Origin of the sequence: Bacillus sp. HMA207 (assembly GCF_003402455.1) — a bacterium.
Lineage (GTDB): Bacteria > Bacillota > Bacilli > Bacillales > Bacillaceae_G > Bacillus_A > Bacillus_A cereus.
This window is the reverse complement of sequence record NZ_BEZT01000001.1, coordinates 218173-244002: the sequence shown is the minus strand read 5'-3', so window position 1 is coordinate 244002 and position 25830 is coordinate 218173. Positions and strand designations below refer to the sequence as shown.

Genomic DNA, 25830 nt, shown 5'->3' with positions numbered 1-25830 from the left:
TTCTAAAACAGGAGGTTTATATGTTACAACAACAGTTAGAAGAAATTCGTAATAATAATTACATACTGGACAACACAATTAACATTGATTCTTTAAGTTCCAATATGCTTGAGCACATCGGTGTTACCGATAGCTATTTAAGAGACAAACTTATTTACTCTACTTTTTATCATCTCATCAAAAAAGACTACATTTCACATACACACTTACAGAAATTATTATTAGAAAGCATTAGTGAAAAATATTTATTGTATAAGATTCATTCGGATGACGAAGATGCCGTATTTACCCGAGCATTTACAACATTATTAATTGCCCTCATTATAGATGCAGATACAAATCATAATTTCTTATCACAGAATGATATTTTAACTGTAAAAGATCAATTAATTCTATATATGAACAACGAGCATGATTTCCGTGGATATGTCCAAGACCACGGCTGGGCACATAGTATCGCTCATGCTTCCGATACATTTGAGGCGCTTGTGAATAGTCCTAAACTGGAAACTTTATATTACGAAGAAATATTACAAAATTTATTAAACAAAGTTTGTGTTCATTCTATTTACTACAAATATGAAGAAGATGAACGTATCGTTTATCCGATTGTCGCAATGCTGCAAAATGACCTAAAGGAAGAAGTACTCATATTAGCCCTTCATGATTTAGTAGCTCAATTACAAGTAAAAAAATCCACGCTACATATTGAATCATACGAATTTTTATACGGAAATATAAAATCTTTCTTACGTAGCTTATTTTTCAGACTACGTACACTTTCCATATGTAAAGAAACCGAATGTGAAATTGAAAAATTGCTACCAGGGCTTCGCCAATATTACTAAAAAAGAAGGCCACTCAAAAAGTGCCTTCTTCTATTTCACTAATATTTAATTGAAATTTCACGATCCAAACCGAGAAAAGGTGGACAAGAAGCGCAAACGCCATACATGCTCCGCTTAAAAAAGTTAGTATAGGATGCGAATACACGTGCCCCAATCCATAGGATACCGCCACGAAAAACATTGTTATGTAAATATAAATTGCTCCATGTATTTGCCTCATATAAACCTCCTTTTCCCATATTATAACATAAATTTTCTGATTATTCACATTAATTACTTGTAATCAATATTTCTCAACTGTTACACCTCTTACAGCAGCCTTAATATACGGTGACCCTTGTAAACTTTGTAAATCCTCTGTTTTTCCTGTTACGAATACACCTTATATTGGTAAGTTTTTTGGTTTTGTGTTTTTTATTTCTTTATCCCGCATTAACGGGCAGTAAGACCCCACATCAAAACTCAGCGGAAGCAAAGAAGTTAGGTTGGGGTCGAACTGCCCGTAAAAGCCCGATTGGTGAGGGCTGATAATCAGTGGGGGATGCCCCCCACTGATTAAAGTTTCACTTTATAGTTTATCCTAAAATATTCTCGATATCCCTCCTTATTTTCACTTAAAGATATCCAAATATAGCTTTTATCAATTTTTTCATAATAAAAAGCACATCCATTTTGATGCGCTTTTCTCTGAAATACTATTCTATTATTTCATCGCTTCCTTCACAACATCTTGAATCATAACAACTTCTGTTTTCATATCAATAGACGGTGCTTCTTCATCGATACATTCATACCAAAACGCTAAGTGCTTTTTATCGATTTCATAATGAGAATTTTCGACAAGAGCCCCGCCTTCTCCTTGCACAGAATACCAATATAAGTACTCTTCTCCATCTCTTATTTCCCAGAAAATTGTCTCAACATACATCTTTTCGTCGTTTAATGTCAAAAGTACTTCTTTCATATTGTCATTAAGAAGTTGCATCCATTCATCTACTCGATGACTCTTACCAGGCTTAACTTTAAATCTCGTTAATTCTACATTCATTTTTCTTCCCACGTTTTCTTACGTACAAACAAACTATATTCTATTGGATGATAAAAACTTAATTTACTAGCTAATTTTCGCGAAGGAATATTGTCTACATAACAATCCCAGCTCGGTATAATATCATTTTGCATGCAATGTTCAATGAACCGTGTTGCAACAGCTTGAGCTAATCCTTTCCCTTGATACGCTTCATGTGTTGCAATATCTATTTCAGCATAACCATTCCCGCTAAATATCGAGACACATTCAGCTACAATTATCCCATCTTGTTCTATACAAAATCCAAAACCACTATTCAAAAACGTTTCTTTTGATCCCCAATATTCTTTGTAGTACTCCTCTTTAAATTCACTGCTTCGCTCTATATCTCTTCTATCAATACGCTTCACTTCATATGTATTTTTGTTAAAATCTCGTTTTCTCTCCTCAAAGGTTACCCTTTGAAATTTCATTCGCGGGATGTTCCGAAGTGTATTACTAAAACGCTCTTCTAACATCATTTCCCACTCTTCACTTGAAGTAAAGAGTGTAAATCTCTTCTCTGTTTTTTCAATAGCCGTTTTTAAATATGAAAATAACTCTTCGTTATAATTTTGATCATCAGTATCACCAAATAAATAATAGATACCGTTAGCTGTAATAATTAATCCTGCTGTTAATTGCCCGTTTACAAAAACCTCACCATCTACCACTTGATCACATACCGCATAAGCAAATGTCATCGTTCTTGTATTACCTTCTAAAACCGGAAGAACTTTTCTATACTCGGCTACAGATAATTTTTTCATAATTGCTCCACTATAATCGTATCAGCCTCTATATGTTCAAAACAAAGATTTACCGTTCTCTTTAATGCTCTCGTTCTATGAATCGTACATGCTGGAATTAAAATAGAATCATTTGGCTTTAAAACCGCCGTTTCTCCATCTTCAAAATCAATAAGTAACTCTCCCTCTAGCACAATAAATAATTCATCCGAATTAGAATGATAGTGCCAATCATATTCACCAGTAAATACAGCGATTCGTAAGCAATGACTGTTTATATTTGAAACGACGAAGTTTTTATGTTGATCTTTAATATCCTTTGTTAATTCTATTAAGTTCACAGTCTCCATCTTTCGTCCCATCCTTTCATTAGTCGTTCTTCTAAAAAACTAACTTAATCTCCACCACCTCCGCAATCTCCTCCACCATCACTTGAGCTACTACAGTCATTGCTACTGTAGTCACCGAATCCACCTGATGAGCTTGAAGCGTATGAAGATTTTTTGCTTCTTTTTCTATCTTTTTTACTTTCATGACTAGGCCATACTTTATCAAATAATATAAAGAATAAGATTCCTTCTACCATAACAAGTAGAACGCCTAAGGTACTTTCAATAACATTGGGGGTTATCCCCAAACTTTTAAATATCCCACATAAATACAAGCAAAAAATCACATACAAGAACATACAAATATACCGAAATGTTTTCTCTATCGTAATGACTACTTTTTGTGAAAAAGGTATGTTCTGTTCCTGTTTTTTCTTTATATACCTTTGTCTCTTTGCCTGTTTTTTCTTCCTCTTTTTGCTCCCCATCGAATCCCCTCTTTTTATTATATAATTCTAAATTATCATAATAAAAAATTTTTTACACCAATAAATAACAATTATTCACATGTTATTTCTCCATATAAAAAAGACCCTCCTCACGAAAAGGAAGGTCTCAAATGTATTTCTATTATGATAAAGCAGGAGCTTTTTCAAGAAGCTCTTTTGCATCAGCGTATTGTAAGCCGTGAGCTTCCGCAACTGCTTCGAATGTTACATAACCATCTAATGTGTTAATACCTTTTAATAATGCAGTGTTGCCTAAGCAAGCTTCTTTGTAGCCCTTGTTAGCAATTTGTACTGCATATGGTACTGTTACGTTTGTTAATGCAAGAGTTGACGTACGTGGAACTGCACCTGGCATATTAGCAACTGCATAATGAACAACGCCATGTTTTTCGTAAGTTGGGTTGTCATGAGTTGTAATACGATCAGTTGTTTCGAAAATACCACCTTGGTCAATCGCGATATCTACAACGACAGAACCTGGTTCCATTGATTGAATCATTTCTTCAGTTACAAGTTTTGGCGCTTTTGCACCCGGAATTAATACCGCTCCAATAACAAGGTCAGATTCTTTAACAGCTTCTGCAATGTTGTATGGATTAGACATTAATGTTTTTACTTGGTTACCGAAAATATCATCTAATTGACGAAGACGTTCTGCACTTAAGTCAATGATTGTTACATCTGCACCTAAACCTACTGCAATCTTAGCTGCGTTTGTACCAGCTTGACCACCGCCGATGATTGTTACTTTGCCGCGTTTTACCCCTGGAACGCCTGCAAGTAAAATACCTTTACCGCCTTTGTTTTTCTCAAGGAATTGTGCACCGATTTGTGCAGACATACGACCAGCCACTTCACTCATAGGTGCAAGTAATGGTAAAGAACGATTGTCTAATTGTACTGTTTCGTATGCGATTGATGCAACTTTGTTATCGATTAATGCTTTCGTTAATTCTGGTTCTGGAGCTAAGTGTAAGTATGTGAATAAGATTAAGCCTTCACGGAAATAGCCGTATTCACTTGCTACTGGCTCTTTTACCTTCATAACCATATCTTGATTCCATGCTTCTTCAGCAGTTTCTACAAGTTTCGCACCCGCTTGTACGTATTCTTCATCTGTAAAGCCAGATCCTAAACCTGCTCCTTTTTGAACAAAAACTTCGTGACCATTTTGTACTAAATGTACTGCTCCCGCTGGCGTCATTGCCACACGGTTTTCATTGTTCTTAATTTCTGTTGGAATACCGATACGCATGATTAGTTCCCCCTTGAGTTATGAAATGACCCCTGAATCATTTTTTAAAGCGCTTTCTAAGCTCTTATATTTTAACATAATATCTCAATATTTGACAAAAAAATAACACGAGTTTTCCGATAGATTTAATTTTATATTAAAGGACAGTATTATCCGCACCTCTCAGCACAATGGATAAACTGTCCAATTATTCGAAACTTCATCTTATTTTATTCTATCGATGTCTATGAATAACATCCACTGCACCAGTCACTTCAATAATTGTACCGGTAATCATATCGGAATCGTCCTCACATAAAAACGAAATGGTTCTTGCAATATCTTCACCTGTTCCAGATCTACCAATCGGTGTGTTATGCTCTTTCAGCTGACGTGCTTCTTGAATAGTTGCCTCTTTCATATCGCCTATAATATCACCAGGACATACCATGTTCGCAGTAATACCATACTCCGCTTCTTCATAAGCAACTGTTTTCGTTAATGAAACAAGTCCTACTTTCGCTGCGGCAAAAGCTGAACGATAAATCCATCCCGGTGCACTATCCGCCCCTTGAAATCCGTAATTAATAATACGGCCAAAGTTCTGTTTTCTCATGACCGGAACGACAAGTTTTAATAAATGAAATACCGCTGTTAAATTTCCCTGAATCATTTCATTCCATTCATCTTCTTCATAATCAACTAACTTTTTTCGTTCAAATACATATGGACCAGCATTATTAATTAAAAAGTCAATTTTGCCAAAACGGCTCATCGCTTCTTCTACTATTTTATGTAAATCTTCCTTTTTCGTGACATCAGCTTGCACGAATTGTAGACGCTCTTCCACATCTTTATATGTTTCTTTCATCGTTTCCATAGCCGTGATATCGCTATGGTACGTTACTGTTACTGAATAGCCTTTAGCCAATAACTTTTCTGTTACTTGCTTTCCTAAACCTTTCGTACCGGCTGTAATGAGCGCATGTCTCACAAAACTGCCCCCTTTTAAATTGCTATACTTCATATGTAACAAGTTCTCGCTCCAATTACAACTAAAATGAATTGAAACAGAGTTTTCAAAATTCTGTAACGTTTCTGGCAAGCACGTTACCAAAATTTGTTTTATAATTAAGTTGTAAACAGTTATAAAACAGATTGGGAGGAATTTACTATGAATAATACATATACAAATATTTTAATCGCGGTGGATGGTTCTAAAGAAGCAGAAAAAGCCTTTAAAAAAGCAATTCAAGTCGCAAAACGCAACAATGCAACATTAACAATCGCTCATATCGTTGATGTAAAAGCATACTCAGCCGTAGAAGCTTATAGCCGTGCAATTGCGGAACGTGCAAATCTATTTGCAGAAGACTTATTAGAAGACTACAAAAAAACTGCGCTTGAAGCTGGTCTTGAAAAAATTGAAACTGTATTAGAATTCGGTAATCCTAAATCAAAAATTTCAAAAGAAATCGCTCCAAACCATAAAGTAGATTTAATTATGTGTGGTGCGACTGGTTTAAATGCTGTTGAGCGTTTCCTAATTGGTAGCGTCTCTGAACATATTATTCGCTATGCGAAATGCGATGTCCTTGTTGTTCGTGGTGATGAAGAGCAAGGTGAGCTTTAATTTATAGATAAAACACCAAGTCCACATAGGCTTGGTGTTTTTCATTTTATAAACTTCACTATAAACACAAGACACGCTACGACAACAACGGTAATTGCCAACACATAAGGCGGAAGAAACTTCAAAGACCATAATGCCATCATAATCGTCGCGATCGTTAAGTACGTTTGCTTTGCACCTTCTATCATTTTTTTACGAAATAAGAAAACATACAAATAACCAATTGGCGGCGTAATAAAGCAAAGAACGTATATGATTTTTGATTTTAAATACCACTTTTGTTCTCCAAGTTTCTTTATATCCCCTTCTATTCTCTTATGCTCTTGTTCTTTCGCTTCTTCTACAAGCGGATTTTCCTCTTCTCCTCGCTTTTCTTTCATATAAGGAAGAAAGTGCATAAAAAAATAGTATGCGAATACGAATGCTCCAAATCCAATATTTACTCTTTCTAATGGAATATGTTCACTAAAAAAAGCAGCAGTAAGCACTAAAGACAAACAGTATGTCATCATCCAAAAGGAACGTTTTCTCTTTTTCCGTTCCATTTCTTTTTTGCCTTGTATATCTTTTCTTTTCGAAAGCCATATAGAAATAAAACAATCTACTACAAATAGAGCAAAAGTAAATATCGCAACGTGTACTGTTTCTAAATCCTCAAATGAAAAGATATTTGGGAATGCAACATGTAATACAATGAATGTGTACAAAATTAGTCCTATAAAATAAATACGTCTCATTTTCCATCCCTTTCTTATTTCCTAACATTACGTTAACATACATTTTTTAGAAATAGACGGACAAAATATATATGTGTAAAAAAGGAGGATGCTATATGGATGATTCTGAACGCATTATTTTAGATGTGAACGGCAAAGAAATTGAAATGCTAGATACGATTCGCACTCATTTTAAAGAGAAGCACGGCGTTGAACTAAGTAATGGTGCATTACTTCGTGATTTGATGGATATAGAGTATATTCGAATTACGGAAGATCGACATAAGTATAATTAAAAGAAAACGACTGCAGGCGAATGCCATCAGTCGTTTTCTTTCTTTATTTAAGCTCTTGATGCTTCCCGCCCATACCACCTGGCTCATTACTATCTTGGTGTACAGTTAGTTTATTTGTTTTCGCATCTTTTAAAACTCTATATGTATATGATTCATTTGGTTCATCTTTAAACTGTACATTCATACCATACGAATCCATTTTGCTATAAAAGGCCGGTTTTATATATAAAATATCACTTTCTTTATATCCTTTATCTTGCAAATGCCACATCGTTGCGATAACCGCTTCTTCTCGCTTTTCTTTTTCACCAACATACATATATTTGTCCAAAAGAAACACTTTAGCATTTGCAATTAAGCTAATTAACAGTACAATGATCAACACTATTTTTTTCATAGACTTCCCCTAAATTGTTATTTTTTACTACATTGTAACTTAAATGCTAGTAAAAAATAAAGTACGCCAGACTTTAATAGACTAGCGTACTTCCCAACTCAACTCTTAATAACTTCTTTCGTTAACCCCTTCGCCTTCTCCAAAGCGTTTTTGATTTGTTCAAACCCAGTCCCGCCAGCACTGTTACGACGCTTTACAGCTGCATATGGTGACAGCACTTCATACAAATCTTCTTCAAATAAGGAGCTCATTTCTTTATATGTTTCAAGAGAGACATCTAATAAATAAATTCCTTTTTGTGTGCAATATAGCACTAACTTTCCAACAATTTCATGAGCTTGACGGAATGGTAGTCCTTTGTTCGCTAAATAGTCAGCAATTTCTGTTGCGTTGGAGAAATCTTGCGTCACAGCTTGCCCCATTTTTTCTTTGTTTACAGTCATCGTTTCAAGCATGCCCGCCATAATATGAAGGCATCCTTCTACTGTTTTAACTGTATCAAACATTCCTTCTTTATCTTCTTGTAAGTCTTTATTGTAAGCGAGCGGTAATCCTTTCATTACTGTGAGTAAACTGAATAAATTACCGTATACTCTGCCTGTTTTACCACGGATTAGTTCCGCCATATCCGGATTTTTCTTTTGCGGCATAATGCTGCTTCCCGTTGCATATTGATCGCTCATTTCAATAAATTGAAACTCTTGGCTACTCCATAAAATAAGTTCTTCGCAAAAGCGTGATAAGTGCATCATAAGCATAGAGGAGTTACTTAGGAACTCCAGTATGAAATCACGATCACTTACTGCATCTAAACTATTTTCATAGATTCCATTAAATCCAAGAAGCTCCGCACTATACTCTCGGTCGATCGGGAATGTCGTTCCAGCTAACGCTCCTGCTCCTAATGGCGAAATGTTAATACGTTTTAACGAATCTTCATAACGATTCACATCACGCTCTAACATCCAAAAGTAAGCGAGAATATGATGAGCAAATGAAATCGGCTGAGCACGTTGCAAATGCGTATAGCCAGGCATAATGGTTTCAATATTATTTTCTGCTTGATGAACAAGAACAGTTTGCAATTGCTTTGTAGCTTTTATAATATGTTCTACCTTTTCTTTTAAATACAAATGCATATCTGTCGCTACTTGATCATTACGACTTCGGCCAGTGTGAAGTTTTCCTCCTACTTCGCCAATTTGTTCAATTAACATTTTTTCGATGTTTAAATGAATATCTTCTGCTTCTACTGAAAATTGTAGCTTATTCTCTTTTGCTTCTTTCAATAAATATTGAAGACCTATCTTTATTTTCTCTGCTTCTTCTTGCGTAACGATGCCTTGCTTTGCTAGCATCGTTACGTGTGCCATACTCCCATTTATATCTTGATTTACTAATTGTTGATCGAAGGAGATGGATGCTCCGAACTCTTCAACCCATGCTTCCGCTTCTTCTGTAAAACGTCCGCCCCAAAGTTTGCTCACGCTTCCACCTTCTTTTGATTCACTTGGCTGTATACTTTCGTCGGTAAACCGAATAATGAAATGAATCCAACTGCTGCATCATGATTAAATTCATCTTGAGCAGTATATGTTGCTAATTTTTCATCGTATAAAGAGTATTCAGATTTACGTCCTTCTACAATCGCATGACCTTTAAATAATTTCACACGCACTGTACCTGTTACATTCTTTTGCGTTTCTTGTAAAAATGCATGAAGCGCTTGTTTTAAAGGCGAGAACCATAAACCATTATAAATAAGTTCTGTTATTTTCTGTTCAATCACTGGTTTAAAATGTGCTACTTCTTTTACGTGTGTTAAATCTTCCAACTCTTTATGCGCAGTGATTAACGTCATTGCTGCTGGGCATTCGTATACTTCACGAGATTTAATACCGACAAGACGATTTTCTACGTGATCAATACGTCCAACGCCGTGTTTTCCAGCAAGCGCATTTAACGTTTTAATTAATTCTGCAAGTGAATATGCAGTGCCATTTAAAGTAGTCGGTACGCCTGCTTCAAATCCAATTTCTACAAACTCTGGTTTATTCGGTGTATCTTCTAATGCCAATGTCATCTCATATGCATCTTCTGGCGGCGCTGCCCATGGATCTTCTAAAATTCCACATTCGTTGCTGCGTCCCCATAAGTTTTGATCGATTGAAAACGGGCTATCTAAATTAATCGGAATTGGTACATCGTTTTCTTTTGCATATGCAATTTCTTCTTCACGTGACCATTTCCATTCACGTACAGGCGCAATCACTTCTAAGTAAGGATTTAATGCTTGGATAGAAACTTCAAAACGAACTTGGTCATTTCCTTTCCCTGTACATCCGTGTGCAACTGCAGTTGCGCCTTCTTGTTCTGCGATTTCTACTAATTTCTTCGCAATAAGCGGACGAGATAATGCAGAGACAAGAGGGTATTTCCCTTCGTATAATGTGTGTGCTTGCATCGCCATCAATGCATATTCATTCGCGAATTCTTCTTGAACATCAATCATATATGATTTAATTGCACCTACTGAAAGTGCCTTTTCTTTTACAAATGCTAAGTCTTTACCTTCCCCTAAGTCTAAACAAAGCGCGATAATATCATAATTCTTCTCTTGTAACCATTTAATTGCAACGGAAGTATCAAGACCTCCGGAATATGCTAATACAACTTTTTTCTTCTCCATTTTGCATCCCCCTAAAGAATAAATATTCATTTTATTTTATAATAATTCACACTTTACCACCTTTCACAAAATGTATCAAGAGTCATTTTCAAATTTTTTCAAACAATTTCGTCGAACTTCTTTCTGTTTTTCTGTACAATATAAGCAGGACAACGGGGGTGAGCTTATGGAAAAGTATTTCTTATACGATGATCATCTAGGAATTGAAATTCCTCATTTACAAGAAGATTGGGAAGATATCCCCGAAAAAATGCAGCATGCTATTTTACTAAGATGGGAACAAGTTCGCGGAAAGATTCCTGATCGAATAAAAGAACTCGAGCACTCTATTAATGCAAAACAGCATCATTTAAATAACGAAGAAGACTTCGAAATTTCTTGCAAATTGAATTCAGAAATTGCCGATCTCGCTTCCATCATTAATGACCTTTGGCTTTGGTATCGACTCACTCAAAATGTATCTGAGGGGAAAGCACACCAATGAAAAAAGCATGCCCCTCAATTACTTTGGGTCATGCTTTTTTGTCGTAACATGATTTACAATATATTTCTTGTGCTGTTTTTGCCAAACACACATCAAAAGGGCCAACTAATATACTTCTTTCTTTCGGCAACTTTACAAAAGCAACAAGCTCTTCTTCATATTGAATTTTTTTCTGACATGAAATACATATTAATTCTTTTCTTTTGAACATTTCTTTTAGCATACCTTCACTCTCCCCTTCATCTATCTATATTAATATACTCTCATAATAGTTAAGACTTGTAAAAAAATGACACATTCCGAATCGAATGATTCATATACTATGTACAAAAGGAGGTTTAAAAATTATGCGTGCTTTCGTTATTATCACTTTAACTTTTTTAAGTGTAATTAGTTGGGATGCGTTTTTTAAAGATAAAAGTGATGAAAAGAACACAACGGAATAAAACCCTTTTTTCTTACTTATTGGACAAACCGTTATAAACTGTCCAATCCTCCGAAATAACTTAGGCTTTTCTACAAAAATATTTAAACATAACATTTTTTGTAGATTCCCTCCGTTTATTGTCGGTTTCCATCCGCATACATTTTTTAAAAGTATGATATAATAGTATAAATCTTGAAGGAAGGGATTTTGATATCATGATCGCTCGAAGGAGCATGTGGCATCGTATTGACGAATCATACACGTAGCGTATTTTTCAGCTCAGATACTTTAGTCTAGCGAAAAAAATACGAGAGTGGGGAAATTATGATTGCCCGAAGGATAATTTGGCAAAAAAAAGACTCTTCTTACACATAGCGTTTTGTTTAGGACTTAATTGTTACTAACTAAACAAAACAAAGAAGAGCAGGATTGCTAAATGACGAATCCTACTCCACGTTTTGTTTAGTCGTTTTAAGACTTAAACTAAAACGAAGGTAGGGAGAATTGATGGACGAGAGGATTATTCGTTATTTCTTCAGCGACATATAGCGTAGTTAGTTTTTTCGTAAACTAACTGAAAGCTACATGTGAGCTCGTAGTTAGTTTACAACACAAAAAGGACTACTAACTACGGAAAGAAGGAATAACGATGAGGAACATCCAAAGTCGGCAAATTATTAAAGAAATTTTTATGGTTTTAATCGGTTCATTTATTTTAGCAGCAGCGCTATATCACATTCACTTCCAAAACCACTTAACAGAAGGTGGATTTGTAGGAATTGCACTATTCATTCAAAACTTTTATGATATTTCACCATCTATTTCAACTGTATTAATGGATATCCCAATTATTTTACTGTGCGCTTCATTTTTAGGTAGAAAAATGGTTGGTTATTCATTCCTAGGTTCAATTTCATTCGGAGTATTTTATTCCTTTATGGAAAATTATTCTCCATTTACGGTAGATTTATCAAATAACTTATTTATAGCTGCAGTAGTTGGCGGTGCGTTAGCTGGTATTGGACTCGGTTTTATATTACGATTTGGCGGTGCAACCGGTGGAGACGATATTTTAACAATTGTATTAAGTAAACGAACTCGTTTTACAATTGGGCAAATTTTCTTCGTCTTTGACGCGATTGTTCTTGCGCTTTCATTATATTATTTAAATTGGACAGAAATTGCTTTTACTATTCTTTCGATTGCCGTACAGGCAAAAACATTGGATTTAATTTATTATCCAAAAACAGAAAAAACAGCAGAAAAGCAGCCAGTATCTGTTCCAATGTCCAAAAAACATGCAACAAATTAAAAAAGCGAAAGGCTTCGGCCTCTCGCTTTTTTTATGCTCTTTTTTCTTTCTCGACTATATGGCGCACTTGATAAAATCTATTTGCAAATTCAGTAACGTTTCTTGTTAAACGATAATTCACTGTAGATCCAATTGCCATTCCAATTACCGGTATACCTTGGAATAATTTACGACGAAGAGCATAAATCGAAAATGTCTTCAAAATTTGTTTTAACACAACCTCAGTAGAAGCTGTTTGTAGCACTGCTTCGTCTCCTTCGTAAAAGAACGAATCTTCTTGCTCCAGCTCTTGCAATAAATTGTACCATGCATATTGCTGAAGTCTTCCTGGTAGTAATGACGCATGAAACACCTTTAACGCAAGCATCATTTCATACGGCTTGTTCACATCATGTCCAAATGATGTTGCAATAAGTTGGACTGCCTTCACATTTAACGCGATCATAACCGGAAAATCCGCCGTTAATAATAATAAACCTCCAGCACCTGTTGCCCCACCTTGTACAAATGAATATAGACGATGACGTGCTGTTTGCTGCTCTGCTATGTATGTTAATTGATCAATAGATAATGCTTTCAAATCTTCAAGCTGTTCAATCGATTCATCAAATAACCTTGATGTTCCTAAAATCCGATTACGTGCATCTAACTGTGCTTGTGAACTTTGAATAAATGCATGCAAATGAAAGAGCCATCCATCTGCTTTCGTGAAGAATTCTTTTCGCTTTTTCTCAGGTAATTTCGCAACTGTAGCATGTAACCATTTATCAAACACTTTTTGAAAATCGGTCGCTTCTTGCTCAACTAATTGCGCTTCCCATTCTTTTATATTGTCTAAAATGGCTTGTTCTCGCTTCGATCGCATCGTAACAACCACCTCGTTCGATTTTTTTCTATTGTAACATATTTCTGCTTATTCTTTGCAAATATGCTTGTCTATCTTTATTCACATACCATTTTTGAATGGCATAAAATATTAACAAAAAGGATGAGATAAATCACATGAATCTATCCGATATAAAAAAAGAATATAATGCGGTATTCAGCTTAGGACAAAACTGCTGGCCCGCTTGGGCATTATATCAATTAGAATTATCACCATTTTTTGGCGTTATTGATTTTATGCTAAGTCCCTCATTAGAAAAAGTGAATGTATTATTACAAAATCGATTTGACCGCTTTTTAAATTTCGAAAATTTATCCTTCATCTCATTTTGGGATGATGATGCAAAATTAAGATTAAGGGACAACCTTTATGAAATTGACTCCTGTCATGACTTTAAAACAGATGTAAATACACCAACTTCTTGGCCTTCTTATACAGAAATTAAGTTAAACTATGAACATCGTATTAATCGTTTTCTAGCTACAATTGAAACGGCAGAATCCATATTATTTATTCGAACTGGAGGAACATATGAAGAAGCATGTTCCCTAGAACAAAGTTTATCTCAAATCGTTACACATACATTCTCTGTCCTGTTACTAATTCCTGCCGATATACCAACTATCACCCAAGAAGATTGGGGATTACAACGTATTTGCGTTATGAAATGTCCTATTATGGATGTATACCAATACAATGAAGCATTTTGGAAAGACTTATTTGATGGAATTACGATTAGACCACATTCTTAAATACATGACACCTTTACTACAAAAAATATTATAATCTTCCTTATACAAAAAAATAAGGAGTGATTGTATATGTATCCACGTGCAAAGGCTTTTGGCATTGCTATACATCACGGGCGTCTTCTCGTACAAGAATATTATTCAGCCGATGAAACATTTTACCGACCTCTTGGTGGTTCAATTGAACTTGGTGAACAATCAGCACATACCGTTATTCGTGAATTTAGGGAAGAGCTTCATACAGAAGTGGAAATCACCGATTATTTAGGTTGTTTAGAAAATGTCTTTCATCTCGATGGAGACATTGGTCATGAAATTATTCAACTATATTCTTTGCGTTTATTAGACACGTCACTATATGAAATGGAAATATTAAATATACAAGATGAGGAAACAGTAGCGTATGCGAAATGGATTCCTATTACGGCATTCATTCAGAAAGAAAAAATATTATATCCGGATGGAGTTTTAAAATACATCCAAAAGAAAAAAGACGAAATCCTATAGGATCTCGTCTTTCTTTTCATATATTAACCAATATCTCCAAGACGTAGTACGTCACGAGCAATCATAACTTCTTCGTCAGTTGGAATTACGATAATTTTTACTGGAGAGTGTGGGAAGCTGATGAATGCTTCTTCACCGAATACGTTATTACGTTTTGCATCGAAGTATACGCCCATGTACTCAAGGCCTTCTAATACGCGCTCACGAATAATCGCACTGTTTTCACCTACACCAGCTGTGAAGATGATTGCGTCTACACCTTTCATACGAGCAGTGTAAGAACCGATGTATTTGTGGATACGGCTTACGAATACATCAAGTGCTACTTTCGCACGGTGGTCGCCTTCTTCTTCTTTCGCAATGATGTCACGTAGGTCACTAGAGTAACCAGTAAGACCTAACATACCACTCTTCTTGTTTAATACGTTAACTACTTCTTCTACTGTTTGGCCTGTTTTTTCCATGATGTATGGAATTAACGCAGGGTCAAGGTTACCAGAACGTGTACCCATTGTTACACCAGCAAGTGGAGTGAAGCCCATAGAAGTATCGATAGATTTACCGCCTTCTACTGCTGCGATACTTGCACCGTTACCTAAGTGACAAGAAAGTAAGCTTAAGCTTTCAATTGGACGACCTAATAATTCAGCCGCACGCTCAGTTACATATTTATGAGAAGTTCCGTGGAAACCGTATTTACGGATGCCGAATTTTTCATAGTACTCATATGGTAAGCTGTATAGGAATGCAGATTCCGGCATTGTTTGGTGGAATGCTGTATCGAATACTGCTACTGCTGGTACGTTTGGTAATACTTCTTGGAATGCTTTAATACCAACAACGTTTGCTGGGTTATGAAGTGGTGCTAAATCGCTTAATTCTTCGATATCAGCTAATACTTCATCAGTAATTAAAACAGAGTCAGCAAATTTTTCGCCGCCGTGAACGACACGGTGACCGATACCGCCAATCTCATCTAGAGATTTAACGATTCCGTTTTCAGTTAACTTTTTAAGAAGCATATTAACTGCTACTGCGTGATCTGGAATGTTTGTAATTTCTTTTTGTTTTTCGCCATCTACAGTAATAGTGAAGATACTATCTTCTAAACCGATACGTTCTACTAAACCTTTTGTTAATACTGTTTCACTTGGCATTTCAAATAATTGGAATTTTAAGGAAGAGCTTCCTGCGTTAATCGCGATGATTTTTGACATCTAGTCTTTCGCCCCTTTTTCTCTTGGTAGTTGTGTGGATGTTTCCACAAACCGCTCGATTTTATCTGATCAAATTCACCAAATATGAAAACGTTTCATCATTAGCAAATTTTATACTCACGATTTTAATTTAAACATCGTACGACATATATTTCAAGTGAAAAAATTGTAACACCAAGAAAAAATATATATTACAGATTTCAAAAAAATTCAGTTAAATCTTGTATATATTTAAAAATATGACATATTATATAAAACTGTACTACATAAATCACTAATGCTGTTACATATACCTAGCTTTATTTATGTGTTGCAAACCAAGTATTTAATTGATCCATAATGTCTTCCATCGCCTTCATGTTAGAGAATTTAGGCAACTCCACTAATAACGCCTGTTTTGGCATTGTTACATTAGCGCCTTTCTTTTGGAGAACAAATATACTTTTTGCATTTTTCTCGTTTTTAAACATGGAAACAGGAAGCTGTAATAACCCTTGAATAAAGCATGTTTCTTTAATAAATGCATGTAATTTCGGTGCTTGGTCACTTTCAAAAATGAAGTTTGGTACTAAGAAGAATAAGTAACCGCCCTCTTTCGTATGTTTCACACTTTGTTCAATAAATAAGTGATGGGCATACGACATTCCTTCATCTGCTTTTAATTTATATTCACTTGCACCGATTTCGTTTGGATAATAACCAACCGGTAAGTCTGAAACGACTGCATCAACTGGATCGATATAAAGTGGTGCTAGTCCATCTTGATGGAAGAATTCGATTGCATGCTTTTGTAAATTTGCATTTACTAAAGCAAGTTTAATTAGCACTTCATCCACTTCTACACCAAATCCACTCATTGTTAGTCCTTCTTTAGCGCTATTAAACACTGTAGTCATTAAGTTACCTGTTCCAATTGCAGGATCTAAAACTGTAATTTCATTTTGACCTTGCATAAATTTATGGAATAAGTAACTCATGAACATCCCAACTGCATCAGGTGTCATTTCGTGATTCGCTTGTACGCCTTCTTTCATTCCTTTTAAGATGGCTAACTGAAATGCTTTACGAATTTCTTCACCTTTATATGTTTCTTCATTAAACGTACTATATTCACGATTCAGCCTTTCAATTGCTGATTCGGATAATTCCTCTTGTAAAATCGCTCCCTCAAACAAGTTATCACCTGTTTCTACAAGCGCCTCTAAATATGTTACATCTAATTCTTTACGTAAAACTACCGCAGAAGAATCAAAAATAGAAAATAATGTTTCTACTGTCTGACTCACGTACATTCCTCCTTCTCTCTTTTACACATAACTTATATCATACCACAAAGTGATTTTTTCCAAAAAGAAAAAGCGACCTCCTGTAAAGAGCTCCCCTTTAGTTATATATGATATAACGTTTTTTCTCATATATCGATGCTGTTACAGAGCAATATATGAGAAAAAACGACCTCTTTATAAGAGGTCATTCTCTTCACATTACTTCGCAGATTTAGCTGCTTCTAATGCTGCTTCATAGTTTGGATGGCTTGTACCTTCGCTTACGTATTCTGCGTAAACTACTTTGTCATTGCTATCTACTACGAATACTGCACGAGCAAGTAAACGAAGCTCTTTCATTACTAAGCCGTAAGCTTCACCGAATGAAAGGTCGCGGTGGTCAGAAAGTGTTACAACATTTTCTAAACCGTTTGCTGCACACCAGCGTTTTTGAGCGAATGGTAAATCAGCGCTAATTGTTAATACTTTCGCGTTTTCAATACCTGCTGCATCTTGGTTAAAACGACGAGTTTGTGCATCACACACACCCGTGTCGATTGAAGGTACAACACTAATTAATTTCACTTCACCTTTGTATGTTTCTAAACTTACTGGAGATAAGTCGTTTGCTAATACTTGGAAGTTTGGCGCTTGATCGCCAACTTTAACTTCTGTTCCAACTAAAGTCATTGGATTACCTTTAAAAGTTACGTTTGCCACTTGAAAATCCTCCCTTATTTAAACAAAATATGTACAATGTAAATGATAGTTTGTCCCTATCGATAATGCAAATAAAATCGCTTTATTTACAAAAAAATTAAAGAAGCTAACCTATTGATTAGCTTCTTTATTCGTTAAATTTGAAATTCAGGATCATCTTCTTTTCGTTTATCCATCATTTCTTTCACTTTATCAACAGCTTGTGGCGCTAATTCAATTATCTTATCGATGACGTGTGTTTGTTTATCTAAGTGCAATACTTTCACACCATCTCCATTTATAACAAGAAAGGCAACAGGATTAATAGAAACTCCTCCACCACTTCCCCCGCCAAATGGATGACGGCCTGAATGTTCTACTTTACCAAATTCACTTCCACCAGCAGCAAATCCGAAACTTACTTTCGAAACTGTAAGAATTACGCTTCCATCTGCCGCTTTAATTGGGTCACCAACAATTGTATTTACATCAGTCATTTGTTTTAAATGCTGCATTGCTGTTGTCATTAAACCTTGAATTGGATGGTCCATTCTATATCCCCCCTATGCTTGAACAGATTTTTCTGTCATACCAGATCTTTGTCTTCTCATAAATACGAGTAATTTGACGCCAGTTTTTATAGCGCGGAATATACGAAAAGATGCTGTTAACTCGCATCTTGATGCAAATCCTTTCCCTTGAAAAACTGGGGTAATTTCAAATTCTGGTACGTCGACAATATGCATATATTGTCCGACAACTCCAGCAGCCATACCTTTTGTCCCCCATGCATATCCAGTGACAATTCCAGTACTAGCTGCATCGCCTGCTCCAATTTGTGTATGCCATTTCCAACCATTGATTTTCACTCGTTTGAGAAAATCTTTAACAATAGTATGAACTTCTTGAAGCTTTTTTATCAGTTCACCAATGCTGTCAAGTTGCGCCATAATTTTATTATCGAGTCCGCCGTCCTCTTCAGCTTTTTCGATTTTCTGTCCTGTCTTTTTCTGCTGTTTTTCAATTCTTTCCAACACATCAAATGTATATCGAATCATCCATATTTTCACTTGAAGCAAACATTGCTTTTCCATTTCTGAATATAAAAATGTCACCTTAAGCTTTATTTTCGACAATAGTATAAACAAAATAAAAAGAAGAAGAATTATTATTCCAATTACGAGCCACTTCATACGTATCATCCTTTCACTCCGTACCCATTATCGACAAGTTTATTCATCGTTAAACAGAGTTTTATAAGATTGAATATAAAAATTTTTCTAAAAATAAAAAGGTATTTTGACAATTTATATCGAAATATATTATTTGAACATATCATCAGGGAACGGACTCTAATGATATGTAGCACGAAAAACAGAAAATTTAACTGCAGTGGAGGGATACATAATGGCAGATCGTCGCAATTTATTTTTCTTTTATGGTGATGACAAAGCAACGCTCGTTGAAAAAATGAAACCAATCTATCGTATTTTAGAAGAGAATGGATTTACCATATTAGATCATCCAAAAAATGCAAACGCTATCGTCAGTGTTGGAGATGATGCAACCTTCTTACAAGCCGTTCGTAAAACTGGTTTTAGAGAAGATTGCTTATACGCAGGGATTTCTACGAAAGATGAAATTTCTTTCTACTGCGATTTCCATATTGATCACGTTGATACAGCCCTTCAAGAAATTACAAAAAATGAAATTGAAGTGCGAAAATATCCAACAATTCAGGTAGATGTAGATGGCAGTACATCTTTCCATTGTTTAAATGAGTTCTCATTACGTTCTAGCATTATTAAAACATTCGTTGTAGATGTTCATGTTGATGATTTATATTTCGAAACATTTAGAGGGGACGGTTTAGTAGTTTCTACCCCAACAGGAAGTACTGCTTACAATAAATCATTGCATGGTGCAGTTGTTGACCCGCTTATCCCATGTTTCCAAGTAAGCGAACTAGCATCTTTAAACAACAACACTTACCGTACGCTCGGTTCACCTTTCATTTTAAATCACGAACGTACATTAACTTTAAAACTAAGACCAGACGGTAACGATTATCCTGTTATCGGCATGGATAACGAAGCGCTTAGCATTAAACAAGTGGAAAAAGCTGTTGTACGCTTAAGCGATAAACAAATTAAAACAGTTAAATTAAAAAACAACTCTTTCTGGGAAAAAGTACAGAGAACGTTTTTATAAGATTAAAATAACCGCAGAATTATGGAATTCCATAATTCTGCGGTTATTTATTTCCCCCGATTGACGCGAACAATACTCTCTTACTATCCGGCCGTTATTCTTGTCAGTTTTTGTCGGTAATTCGATATATTCCGAAAACCGCTCATATATTTTTACGCATCTTTTCTATAGACAACTTTGCCATCTATTACGGTCATTTCTGCTTGTACTCCTTTTATTTCTTCTGCCTCAATTTCAAAAATATTGCGGTCTAATATTGTAAAGTCTGCTTCATATCCTTTTGTAATTTGCCCTCGCTTCGCTTCTTTTCCAATTGCATAGGCACTTCCTGTTGTAAATAAAGAAACAGCCTCATATACCGTTAATCTCTCCTCAGGCATATAGCATATACCGTCAATAAAACTTCTACGTGTAACAGCGCTATATATGCCTAAAAACGGATTTACTTGTTCAATGGGAGCATCTGAGCCACCGTTGCAGTGTAATCCTGCTTCCAGTAACGTCTTCCAAGCGTACGCATAACGAAGACGGTGCTCGCCTAGTTTTTCAATGACTGACGGAAAATCTGATGAAAGAAAGACTGGCTGTATATCGATAATGGCTTGCAAGTTTTTCATTCTTTCTATCAACTCTTCACGAGCAAGCTGACAATGAATAATGCGATCACGTAACCCTTCTGCTGGTGGATATAATTCGAGTGCATCAATGACATATTCAAGCGATAAGTCACCGATAGTATGAATCGCAACTGGCATATGTAAATCTCGTGCTTTCTTTACTAATTCCGCAAGTTCTTCACGTGAGAAAATCGCAACTCCATTTGTTTCCTTCGCATCTTCATACGTTTCACTTAATAATGCTGTTCTTCCGCCAAAAGAACCGTCAGAGAAAATTTTCATTGCTCCAAATTCAATATAATGTTCATTTTCATATTCTTTTCGTTCATTTGCTACTTCATGGTGAACGAGCAAATGGGCTTTAAATGGCATTTCTTTTATAACGTGAGAAAACGCATTATATGTTTTTCTAAAACCACCATAATAATTTAAATCTTCCGTATGCCCGCCAACAAGTCCGTATTTCCAGCAATCTTTAATCGCTGTTTGCAGAGCTCTTTGTAAATAAGCTTCATCAATTTCTGGCTGAACATGTTTAATTAATTCTTGCCCTTGTTCATATAAAAGCCCTGTTAACTTATTTGATGAATCCCTACCAATTTTCCCGCCTTTTGGATTTTCTGCCTTTTCTGTTATATTCGCTTCTTGCAGTATGTATGCATTCACCCATGTAACGTGACGACAAACTCGCTTTAATAAAATGGGATGTTCTTTCGAAATTTCATCTAAATCACGCGCATGAACATCTTTCGTATCTGTAAAGTTATTTTCATTCCATCCTTCTCCAATAATCCAAGAGCCCTTTGGAGCTTCTTCCACTCGCTCCTGAACAAGAGTAAGCACTTCACCATAAGATGTGCAATTTGATAAATCTAAACGAAGCAATCTCTCTCCATGCCCAATAAGATGCATATGACTATCAACGAGACCTGGGATCATTGTTTTGCCTTTTAAATCGTGCAATGTAACCGCGGCATATTGGTTTTCTAACTCTTCTTTACTTCCAACATCAACGATCGTACCGTTTTCAACGTAAACAGCGCCCACTTTTTCATTTTCTTCTTTCATTGTGTAAATGGTGCCGCCATACCAAATTTCTCCCATATATCCCATCTCCTTTATTTTTTATTGTATAAAAAAAAGCACCATTTCAAAACATGGTGCTTTTCTAAAAATTACTTTTGTTCAGTAGTAGACGTTGTAACTTGCCATTCAATATTAAATTTATCTTTTACTTGTCCGTATGCTGGGCTCCAGAATGTTTCTTGAAGTGGCATGATAACTTCTCCACCTTCTTGTAACTTATCGAATACTTCTTTTGCTTTTTCTGCATTACTAATTTGAATTGCGATTGTTACTTGAGATCCGATTGCATGCCCTTGACCTGGGAATGTATCAGAAATCATAAGATCCGTATTACCAACTTTTAAAGTAGCGTGTAAAACGCGCTCTTTCGCTTCAGCTGGAATCGGGTATTCTGGATTTTCAGGCATGTCACCAAAAGTTTGCATAACTTCTACTTTTGCATCTAAAGCCTCTTTATAAAACTGTACAGCTTCTTGCCCACTACCATCTAAAACTAAGTACGGATTAATACCTAAAATCATACGGACACCTCTTTTTTAAATTTATAAAATAGAACTTGTGTTCGTTTTTATTTTATCATTGATTTACATTTCATTCAACTATTTACTTCACTGTTTTCAAAATTATTTTGACGGAATCTCCATCTCTTGTTTTCTAAGTTCAATACGGCGAATTTTTCCAGAAATCGTTTTTGGTAGTTCATCTACAAATTCAATTTTGCGAGGGTATTTATATGGTGCAGTGAGTTCTTTGACGTGTTGTTGGAGTGTTGGAATTAATATTTCTTCGTTCTTTTCTATATTCTCTCTTAATACGATAAATGCCTTCACGACACTTCCACGAATTTCATCAGGACTTGCGACAACTGCACATTCTCTTACGTAAGGATGTTTTACAAGTGCATCCTCTACTTCAAACGGCCCGATTGTATAACCAGAGCTAATAATGATATCATCGCCGCGCCCTTCAAACCAGAAGTAGCCGTCTTCATCTTTCTTCGCTTTATCACCTGTAATATAATAATCACCGCGAAATTGCATCGCTGTACGCTCATCGTCTTTGTAATATTGTTTAAAGAGGGCCGGCGTTTCAATGTGAACTGCAATATCACCAACTTCGCCTACTTTAACTGGAGTACCTTCCTCATTTACGATATCGACATGGTTACCTGGCGTTGGTTTCCCCATTGATCCTGGTCTAATATCCATCCCTTTCATTACACCAACAAGTAATGTGTTTTCCGTTTGCCCATAGCCGTCTCTCACTGTAATATGAAAGTGCTTTTTGAACGTTTCAATGACTTCTCTATTTAACGGCTCACCTGCCGATACAGCGCTATGTAGTGCCTCTAAATTGTACTGGCTTAAATCTTCTACCTTTGCCATTAATCTATACTCAGTCGGTGTACAACAAAGTACATTCACCTTATTATCGTCTAATAAGTTTAGGTACGTTTTCGGTTCAAACTTACCGTGATATACAAACCCTGTTGCCCCTGATCCTAAAGTTGCTAAAAACGGGCTCCAAATCCACTTTTGCCAGCCTGGACTAGCTGTTGCCCATACAATATCATTCTCTTCAATTCCGAGCCAATTTGGAGCGCTCGTACGTAAATGAGCGTATGCCCACGCATGTGTATGAACGACACCTTTTGGATTTCCTGTCGTTCCTGACGTGTAAGATAAAAAGACCATATCTTCTTTATCTGTCTTCGCCATTTCTAACATGTCACTCTCTGTTTCTAACGCTGTTTTTAAATTAATCCATCCATCTACTGACTGTTCGCTCAGGACAAATTTTCGAAGAGATTCCATCGCTTCTATATCATCAAACTGCCTAATATACGGCTCATAGCTTACTATCGCTTTTACTTCTCCATGTCCAATTCGATATTCTATATCTTTTTTACGTAACATTTCCGAGCTTGGAATTACGACAAATCCTGCTTTAATAGCAGCAATATACGTCATGTACGCTTCAATTAAACGCGGCATCATAATGAGAAGCTTGTCCCCTTTTTGCAAACCACTTTTTATAAAAGCGTTTCCAATTTTATTCGCACCTTGCATTAATTCAGCGTATGTAACTTCCCTTCGATTCCCTTTATCATCTTGCCAAATTAAAGCTAACTTCCCTTTATCACCTGTATATTTCTCTATTTCAGAAACTAAATTATAAGACGGTGGCGCCAACAATTCTTCTCGCTTCATAAAATATCCTCCCTTTTCTTTATGCCTCCTTTATATAATAAAGAATTTTCAGTTAATTTTGAACCCTCTTCTTTTGACAAATTTTTCAGTTCTGTCGAATTAGTAAACGAAATTACATCGACTTACCGACAAATAGCGACACAACACAAAAAAAGAAAGAGCGGGAGAACCCGCTCTTTCTAAGCCATCATATGGGATTATTTTTGGTAACCGCCTAATTGTTGCTCAGCTAGTGAAACTAGACGTTTAGTGATTTCACCACCAACAGAACCGTTAGCGCGAGCTGTTGCATCAGCTCCAAGTTGAACACCAAACTCTTGAGCGATTTCGTATTTCATTTGGTCTAATGCTGATTCAGCACCAGGAACCGCTAATTTATTTGTGCTACGTGACATGTTATATCACCTCCTTGTGAGTATAGAGTGTGATAAATAACATGACTTCATACACGTTTTAGATATGGTAATTTATGGTTTTAGAAAAGTTCTTCAAATTTTTCTTCTTCCGCCACTACTTCTACCGTTTGTAATACCATTGTTTCTTTGTTCGCTACAGCTTCATCGATTAATGGTGTGAAATCGTATTTCGCTTCAAAACGATTTGCTTTTTCACGTTTCGGCTTCGTCGCTGGGCTTGCTGGTGTGAATACAGTACAGCAATCTTCATATGGACGAATTGAAATATCATACGTGCCGATTTCTTCAGCGATTTTAATAATCTCTAATTTATCCATCGTAATAAGCGGACGAATAACTGGGTAGTTTGTTACTTCGTTAATCGTATGCATACTATCTAACGTTTGGCTTGCTACTTGTCCAAGACTTTCACCAGTCGTAATTGCAAGTGCGTTACGCTCCTCAGCAATGCGTTCTGTAATACGCATCATCATACGGCGCATAACCGTCATTGAATAGCTAGATGGGATTTCTTTATTAATCGTTTTTTGCACTTCTGTAAACGGAACAAGGTGAAGCGTTACTCGTTTACAATACTTCGTTAACTCTTGTGCTAAATCGATTACTTTTTGTTTTGCACGCTCACTTGTGAAAGGTGGACTATGGAAGTGAACTGCTTCCACAGATACGCCGCGTTTCATCGTTAAGTAAGCTGCTACTGGGCTATCAATACCACCAGAAAGAAGTACCATTACTTTTCCGCCAACGCCAACTGGTAAACCGCCAGCTCCCATACGCTCATCGCACATGATATAGCTATAGCCACTGCGGATCTCTACGCGTACATTTACATCTGGATTATGAACATCTACTGTAATATCTTCTGTATTTTCTAGAATGTGTCCGCCAATCTCAGGTAATAATTCCATCGTTCTCATTGGGAAATGCTTATAAGAACGGTGTACAGTAATTTTAAATGTTTTCACATCACCTTTTACTTGTAAGAAAGCTGCTAATGCACCTTCTTTAATGTCTTCTAATTCTGATGGTACTTTCATCGCTAAGTTAAACTTATGAATACCAAATACATCCTTCAATCTTTCAGAGACTGCTTCATGATCTTCACCATTTAACTGGATGTACATACGATCATGTGTTGCATCGATTTTAATATTTGGGAATTTTTTCAGTTTGAACTTCACGTTATCTTTTAATGTGCTTACAAACTTAGAACGGTTCTTACCTTTTGTCGTCATTTCTCCGTAACGCACTAAAATATATTCATATTTCAACATA

Annotated in this window: 31 protein-coding genes; 8 read left to right on the top strand and 23 right to left on the bottom strand. The window is 35.9% G+C overall.

Annotation, left to right across the window (positions count from 1 at the left end; translation table 11 throughout):
* Nucleotides 1–20 precede the first annotated feature (20 nt).
* Nucleotides 21–848 (top strand): DUF2785 domain-containing protein, encoded by an 828-nt coding sequence (locus tag HMAS_RS01445; protein ID WP_116344680.1) that lies wholly within the window; start codon nt 21–23, stop codon nt 846–848.
* Nucleotides 849–861: 13 nt separating this feature from the next.
* On the opposite strand, the gene HMAS_RS01440 is transcribed toward HMAS_RS01445, so the two are convergent.
* The 7 genes from HMAS_RS01440 to HMAS_RS01405 all read right to left on the bottom strand — a co-directional run bounded on the left by HMAS_RS01440 (nt 862) and on the right by HMAS_RS01405 (nt 5765).
* Nucleotides 862–1068, bottom strand: a complete 207-nt coding sequence (locus HMAS_RS01440) for a hypothetical protein (protein ID WP_001248908.1) — start codon at nt 1066–1068, stop codon at nt 862–864.
* 483 nt (nt 1069–1551) lie between these two features.
* Entirely contained in the window at nt 1552–1896 is a 345-nt protein-coding gene (locus HMAS_RS01430; protein WP_116344679.1) for a DUF6176 family protein, read from the bottom strand.
* Nucleotides 1893–2687: a GNAT family N-acetyltransferase gene (locus HMAS_RS01425; protein ID WP_086389539.1), complete on the bottom strand. Its 795-nt coding sequence runs from the start codon at nt 2685–2687 to the stop codon at nt 1893–1895. Before HMAS_RS01425 ends, HMAS_RS01430 begins: the two co-directional genes overlap by 4 nt.
* Nucleotides 2684–3016 (bottom strand): cupin domain-containing protein, encoded by a 333-nt coding sequence (locus HMAS_RS01420; RefSeq protein WP_000450926.1) that lies wholly within the window; start codon nt 3014–3016, stop codon nt 2684–2686. The genes HMAS_RS01425 and HMAS_RS01420 overlap by 4 nt, the downstream gene beginning before the upstream one ends.
* Nucleotides 3017–3060: 44 nt before the next feature.
* The gene (locus HMAS_RS01415) at nt 3061–3483 is read right to left on the bottom strand and encodes a hypothetical protein (protein ID WP_000534941.1); all 423 of its coding nucleotides are present in this window, start codon (nt 3481–3483) and stop codon (nt 3061–3063) included.
* A 142-nt stretch (nt 3484–3625) separates the two neighbouring features.
* Entirely contained in the window at nt 3626–4759 is a 1134-nt protein-coding gene (ald, locus tag HMAS_RS01410; protein WP_001219403.1) for an alanine dehydrogenase, read from the bottom strand.
* Nucleotides 4760–4973: 214 nt separating this feature from the next.
* Nucleotides 4974–5765 carry an SDR family oxidoreductase gene (locus tag HMAS_RS01405; RefSeq protein WP_002024902.1) on the bottom strand — a complete coding sequence of 264 codons (792 nt, stop codon included), beginning with the start codon at nt 5763–5765 and terminating at the stop codon, nt 4974–4976.
* Between the two features lie 147 nt (nt 5766–5912).
* Here HMAS_RS01405 and HMAS_RS01400 point away from each other — a divergent pair, with 147 nt between their 5' ends.
* Complete coding sequence (locus HMAS_RS01400; protein ID WP_001066673.1) at nt 5913–6371, top strand: universal stress protein; 459 nt, start codon at nt 5913–5915, stop codon at nt 6369–6371.
* A 41-nt stretch (nt 6372–6412) separates the two neighbouring features.
* Here HMAS_RS01400 and HMAS_RS01395 read toward each other — a convergent pair whose 3' ends face one another.
* Nucleotides 6413–7108 (bottom strand): hypothetical protein, encoded by a 696-nt coding sequence (locus HMAS_RS01395; RefSeq protein ID WP_006926471.1) that lies wholly within the window; start codon nt 7106–7108, stop codon nt 6413–6415.
* A gap of 95 nt (nt 7109–7203) precedes the next feature.
* Here HMAS_RS01395 and HMAS_RS01390 point away from each other — a divergent pair, with 95 nt between their 5' ends.
* The gene (locus HMAS_RS01390; RefSeq protein ID WP_000342761.1) at nt 7204–7383 is read left to right on the top strand and encodes a hypothetical protein; all 180 of its coding nucleotides are present in this window, start codon (nt 7204–7206) and stop codon (nt 7381–7383) included.
* 43 nt (nt 7384–7426) lie between these two features.
* Here the strand turns inward: HMAS_RS01390 and HMAS_RS01385 are convergent, their stop codons facing one another.
* The 3 genes from HMAS_RS01385 to HMAS_RS01375 form a co-directional block, all read right to left on the bottom strand.
* Entirely contained in the window at nt 7427–7780 is a 354-nt protein-coding gene (locus HMAS_RS01385) for a DUF3139 domain-containing protein (protein WP_000725031.1), read from the bottom strand.
* 98 nt (nt 7781–7878) lie between these two features.
* Nucleotides 7879–9267: an argininosuccinate lyase gene (gene argH, locus HMAS_RS01380; protein ID WP_000041295.1), complete on the bottom strand. Its 1389-nt coding sequence runs from the start codon at nt 9265–9267 to the stop codon at nt 7879–7881.
* Complete coding sequence (locus HMAS_RS01375; RefSeq protein WP_000412315.1) at nt 9264–10469, bottom strand: argininosuccinate synthase; 1206 nt, start codon at nt 10467–10469, stop codon at nt 9264–9266. The genes argH and HMAS_RS01375 overlap by 4 nt, the downstream gene beginning before the upstream one ends.
* A 166-nt stretch (nt 10470–10635) precedes the next feature.
* On the opposite strand from HMAS_RS01375, the gene HMAS_RS01370 reads away from it, so the two are divergent.
* Complete coding sequence (locus HMAS_RS01370; RefSeq protein ID WP_000417207.1) at nt 10636–10953, top strand: hypothetical protein; 318 nt, start codon at nt 10636–10638, stop codon at nt 10951–10953.
* Nucleotides 10954–10981: 28 nt separating this feature from the next.
* On the opposite strand, the gene HMAS_RS01365 is transcribed toward HMAS_RS01370, so the two are convergent.
* The gene (locus tag HMAS_RS01365) at nt 10982–11176 is read right to left on the bottom strand and encodes a hypothetical protein (RefSeq protein WP_000910673.1); all 195 of its coding nucleotides are present in this window, start codon (nt 11174–11176) and stop codon (nt 10982–10984) included.
* Nucleotides 11177–12029: 853 nt separating this feature from the next.
* On the opposite strand from HMAS_RS01365, the gene HMAS_RS01360 reads away from it, so the two are divergent.
* Nucleotides 12030–12692 (top strand): YitT family protein, encoded by a 663-nt coding sequence (locus HMAS_RS01360; protein WP_001244515.1) that lies wholly within the window; start codon nt 12030–12032, stop codon nt 12690–12692.
* 31 nt (nt 12693–12723) lie between these two features.
* Here the strand turns inward: HMAS_RS01360 and HMAS_RS01355 are convergent, their stop codons facing one another.
* Nucleotides 12724–13557, bottom strand: a complete 834-nt coding sequence (locus tag HMAS_RS01355; RefSeq protein WP_001256850.1) for an EcsC family protein — start codon at nt 13555–13557, stop codon at nt 12724–12726.
* A 137-nt stretch (nt 13558–13694) separates the two neighbouring features.
* Between HMAS_RS01355 and HMAS_RS01350 the strand changes: the two genes are divergently transcribed.
* Both HMAS_RS01350 and HMAS_RS01345 read left to right on the top strand, forming a co-directional pair.
* The gene (locus HMAS_RS01350) at nt 13695–14330 is read left to right on the top strand and encodes a DUF1796 family putative cysteine peptidase (RefSeq protein WP_001053733.1); all 636 of its coding nucleotides are present in this window, start codon (nt 13695–13697) and stop codon (nt 14328–14330) included.
* A 69-nt stretch (nt 14331–14399) separates the two neighbouring features.
* The gene (locus HMAS_RS01345; protein WP_000283473.1) at nt 14400–14834 is read left to right on the top strand and encodes an NUDIX hydrolase; all 435 of its coding nucleotides are present in this window, start codon (nt 14400–14402) and stop codon (nt 14832–14834) included.
* Between the two features lie 23 nt (nt 14835–14857).
* Here HMAS_RS01345 and ackA read toward each other — a convergent pair whose 3' ends face one another.
* The 5 genes from ackA to HMAS_RS01320 all read right to left on the bottom strand — a co-directional run bounded on the left by ackA (nt 14858) and on the right by HMAS_RS01320 (nt 19217).
* The gene (gene ackA / locus HMAS_RS01340) at nt 14858–16051 is read right to left on the bottom strand and encodes an acetate kinase (RefSeq protein ID WP_000034575.1); all 1194 of its coding nucleotides are present in this window, start codon (nt 16049–16051) and stop codon (nt 14858–14860) included.
* 299 nt (nt 16052–16350) lie between these two features.
* Nucleotides 16351–17337 carry a class I SAM-dependent methyltransferase gene (locus tag HMAS_RS01335; protein ID WP_000084367.1) on the bottom strand — a complete coding sequence of 329 codons (987 nt, stop codon included), beginning with the start codon at nt 17335–17337 and terminating at the stop codon, nt 16351–16353.
* A 198-nt stretch (nt 17338–17535) separates the two neighbouring features.
* Nucleotides 17536–18036: a thiol peroxidase gene (tpx, locus tag HMAS_RS01330; protein WP_000024525.1), complete on the bottom strand. Its 501-nt coding sequence runs from the start codon at nt 18034–18036 to the stop codon at nt 17536–17538.
* Between the two features lie 134 nt (nt 18037–18170).
* Complete coding sequence (gene ytfJ / locus HMAS_RS01325; protein WP_000350003.1) at nt 18171–18566, bottom strand: GerW family sporulation protein; 396 nt, start codon at nt 18564–18566, stop codon at nt 18171–18173.
* A gap of 12 nt (nt 18567–18578) precedes the next feature.
* The gene (locus HMAS_RS01320; protein ID WP_002164419.1) at nt 18579–19217 is read right to left on the bottom strand and encodes a DUF2953 domain-containing protein; all 639 of its coding nucleotides are present in this window, start codon (nt 19215–19217) and stop codon (nt 18579–18581) included.
* 205 nt (nt 19218–19422) lie between these two features.
* Here HMAS_RS01320 and HMAS_RS01315 point away from each other — a divergent pair, with 205 nt between their 5' ends.
* On the top strand, nt 19423–20226 hold the full coding sequence (locus HMAS_RS01315) for an NAD kinase (RefSeq protein WP_000785177.1): 804 nt from the start codon (nt 19423–19425) through the stop codon (nt 20224–20226).
* A gap of 152 nt (nt 20227–20378) precedes the next feature.
* Here HMAS_RS01315 and HMAS_RS01310 read toward each other — a convergent pair whose 3' ends face one another.
* The 5 genes from HMAS_RS01310 to thiI all read right to left on the bottom strand — a co-directional run bounded on the left by HMAS_RS01310 (nt 20379) and on the right by thiI (nt 25829).
* Nucleotides 20379–21947: an amidohydrolase gene (locus HMAS_RS01310; protein WP_116344678.1), complete on the bottom strand. Its 1569-nt coding sequence runs from the start codon at nt 21945–21947 to the stop codon at nt 20379–20381.
* A gap of 71 nt (nt 21948–22018) precedes the next feature.
* Complete coding sequence (locus HMAS_RS01305; protein WP_000600350.1) at nt 22019–22450, bottom strand: VOC family protein; 432 nt, start codon at nt 22448–22450, stop codon at nt 22019–22021.
* Nucleotides 22451–22552: 102 nt separating this feature from the next.
* Nucleotides 22553–24139: an acyl-CoA synthetase MbcS gene (mbcS, locus tag HMAS_RS01300; protein ID WP_000817766.1), complete on the bottom strand. Its 1587-nt coding sequence runs from the start codon at nt 24137–24139 to the stop codon at nt 22553–22555.
* Between the two features lie 197 nt (nt 24140–24336).
* Nucleotides 24337–24534: an alpha/beta-type small acid-soluble spore protein gene (locus HMAS_RS01295; RefSeq protein WP_000091640.1), complete on the bottom strand. Its 198-nt coding sequence runs from the start codon at nt 24532–24534 to the stop codon at nt 24337–24339.
* Between the two features lie 80 nt (nt 24535–24614).
* On the bottom strand, nt 24615–25829 hold the full coding sequence (thiI, locus tag HMAS_RS01290) for a tRNA uracil 4-sulfurtransferase ThiI (RefSeq protein ID WP_000922337.1): 1215 nt from the start codon (nt 25827–25829) through the stop codon (nt 24615–24617).
* Nucleotide 25830: the final 1 nt, after the last annotated feature.

What these genes read in the sequence shown, in the direction of transcription:
- HMAS_RS01445 (WP_116344680.1), top strand. Translation starts at nt 21, where the DNA reads ATGTTACAACAACAGTTAGAAGAAATTCGTAATAATAATTACATACTG.
- HMAS_RS01440 (WP_001248908.1), bottom strand. Translation starts at nt 1,068, where the DNA reads ATGAGGCAAATACATGGAGCAATTTATATTTACATAACAATGTTTTTC.
- HMAS_RS01430 (WP_116344679.1), bottom strand. Translation starts at nt 1,896, where the DNA reads ATGAATGTAGAATTAACGAGATTTAAAGTTAAGCCTGGTAAGAGTCAT.
- HMAS_RS01425 (WP_086389539.1), bottom strand. Translation starts at nt 2,687, where the DNA reads ATGAAAAAATTATCTGTAGCCGAGTATAGAAAAGTTCTTCCGGTTTTA.
- HMAS_RS01420 (WP_000450926.1), bottom strand. Translation starts at nt 3,016, where the DNA reads ATGGAGACTGTGAACTTAATAGAATTAACAAAGGATATTAAAGATCAA.
- HMAS_RS01415 (WP_000534941.1), bottom strand. Translation starts at nt 3,483, where the DNA reads ATGGGGAGCAAAAAGAGGAAGAAAAAACAGGCAAAGAGACAAAGGTAT.
- ald (WP_001219403.1), bottom strand. Translation starts at nt 4,759, where the DNA reads ATGCGTATCGGTATTCCAACAGAAATTAAGAACAATGAAAACCGTGTG.
- HMAS_RS01405 (WP_002024902.1), bottom strand. Translation starts at nt 5,765, where the DNA reads ATGAAGTATAGCAATTTAAAAGGGGGCAGTTTTGTGAGACATGCGCTC.
- HMAS_RS01400 (WP_001066673.1), top strand. Translation starts at nt 5,913, where the DNA reads ATGAATAATACATATACAAATATTTTAATCGCGGTGGATGGTTCTAAA.
- HMAS_RS01395 (WP_006926471.1), bottom strand. Translation starts at nt 7,108, where the DNA reads ATGAGACGTATTTATTTTATAGGACTAATTTTGTACACATTCATTGTA.
- HMAS_RS01390 (WP_000342761.1), top strand. Translation starts at nt 7,204, where the DNA reads ATGGATGATTCTGAACGCATTATTTTAGATGTGAACGGCAAAGAAATT.
- HMAS_RS01385 (WP_000725031.1), bottom strand. Translation starts at nt 7,780, where the DNA reads ATGAAAAAAATAGTGTTGATCATTGTACTGTTAATTAGCTTAATTGCA.
- HMAS_RS01375 (WP_000412315.1), bottom strand. Translation starts at nt 10,469, where the DNA reads ATGGAGAAGAAAAAAGTTGTATTAGCATATTCCGGAGGTCTTGATACT.
- HMAS_RS01370 (WP_000417207.1), top strand. Translation starts at nt 10,636, where the DNA reads ATGGAAAAGTATTTCTTATACGATGATCATCTAGGAATTGAAATTCCT.
- HMAS_RS01365 (WP_000910673.1), bottom strand. Translation starts at nt 11,176, where the DNA reads ATGCTAAAAGAAATGTTCAAAAGAAAAGAATTAATATGTATTTCATGT.
- HMAS_RS01360 (WP_001244515.1), top strand. Translation starts at nt 12,030, where the DNA reads ATGAGGAACATCCAAAGTCGGCAAATTATTAAAGAAATTTTTATGGTT.
- HMAS_RS01355 (WP_001256850.1), bottom strand. Translation starts at nt 13,557, where the DNA reads ATGCGATCGAAGCGAGAACAAGCCATTTTAGACAATATAAAAGAATGG.
- HMAS_RS01350 (WP_001053733.1), top strand. Translation starts at nt 13,695, where the DNA reads ATGAATCTATCCGATATAAAAAAAGAATATAATGCGGTATTCAGCTTA.
- HMAS_RS01345 (WP_000283473.1), top strand. Translation starts at nt 14,400, where the DNA reads ATGTATCCACGTGCAAAGGCTTTTGGCATTGCTATACATCACGGGCGT.
- ackA (WP_000034575.1), bottom strand. Translation starts at nt 16,051, where the DNA reads ATGTCAAAAATCATCGCGATTAACGCAGGAAGCTCTTCCTTAAAATTC.
- ytfJ (WP_000350003.1), bottom strand. Translation starts at nt 18,566, where the DNA reads ATGGACCATCCAATTCAAGGTTTAATGACAACAGCAATGCAGCATTTA.
- HMAS_RS01320 (WP_002164419.1), bottom strand. Translation starts at nt 19,217, where the DNA reads ATGATACGTATGAAGTGGCTCGTAATTGGAATAATAATTCTTCTTCTT.
- HMAS_RS01315 (WP_000785177.1), top strand. Translation starts at nt 19,423, where the DNA reads ATGGCAGATCGTCGCAATTTATTTTTCTTTTATGGTGATGACAAAGCA.
- HMAS_RS01310 (WP_116344678.1), bottom strand. Translation starts at nt 21,947, where the DNA reads ATGGGAGAAATTTGGTATGGCGGCACCATTTACACAATGAAAGAAGAA.
- HMAS_RS01305 (WP_000600350.1), bottom strand. Translation starts at nt 22,450, where the DNA reads ATGATTTTAGGTATTAATCCGTACTTAGTTTTAGATGGTAGTGGGCAA.
- mbcS (WP_000817766.1), bottom strand. Translation starts at nt 24,139, where the DNA reads ATGAAGCGAGAAGAATTGTTGGCGCCACCGTCTTATAATTTAGTTTCT.
- HMAS_RS01295 (WP_000091640.1), bottom strand. Translation starts at nt 24,534, where the DNA reads ATGTCACGTAGCACAAATAAATTAGCGGTTCCTGGTGCTGAATCAGCA.
- thiI (WP_000922337.1), bottom strand. Translation starts at nt 25,829, where the DNA reads ATGTTGAAATATGAATATATTTTAGTGCGTTACGGAGAAATGACGACA.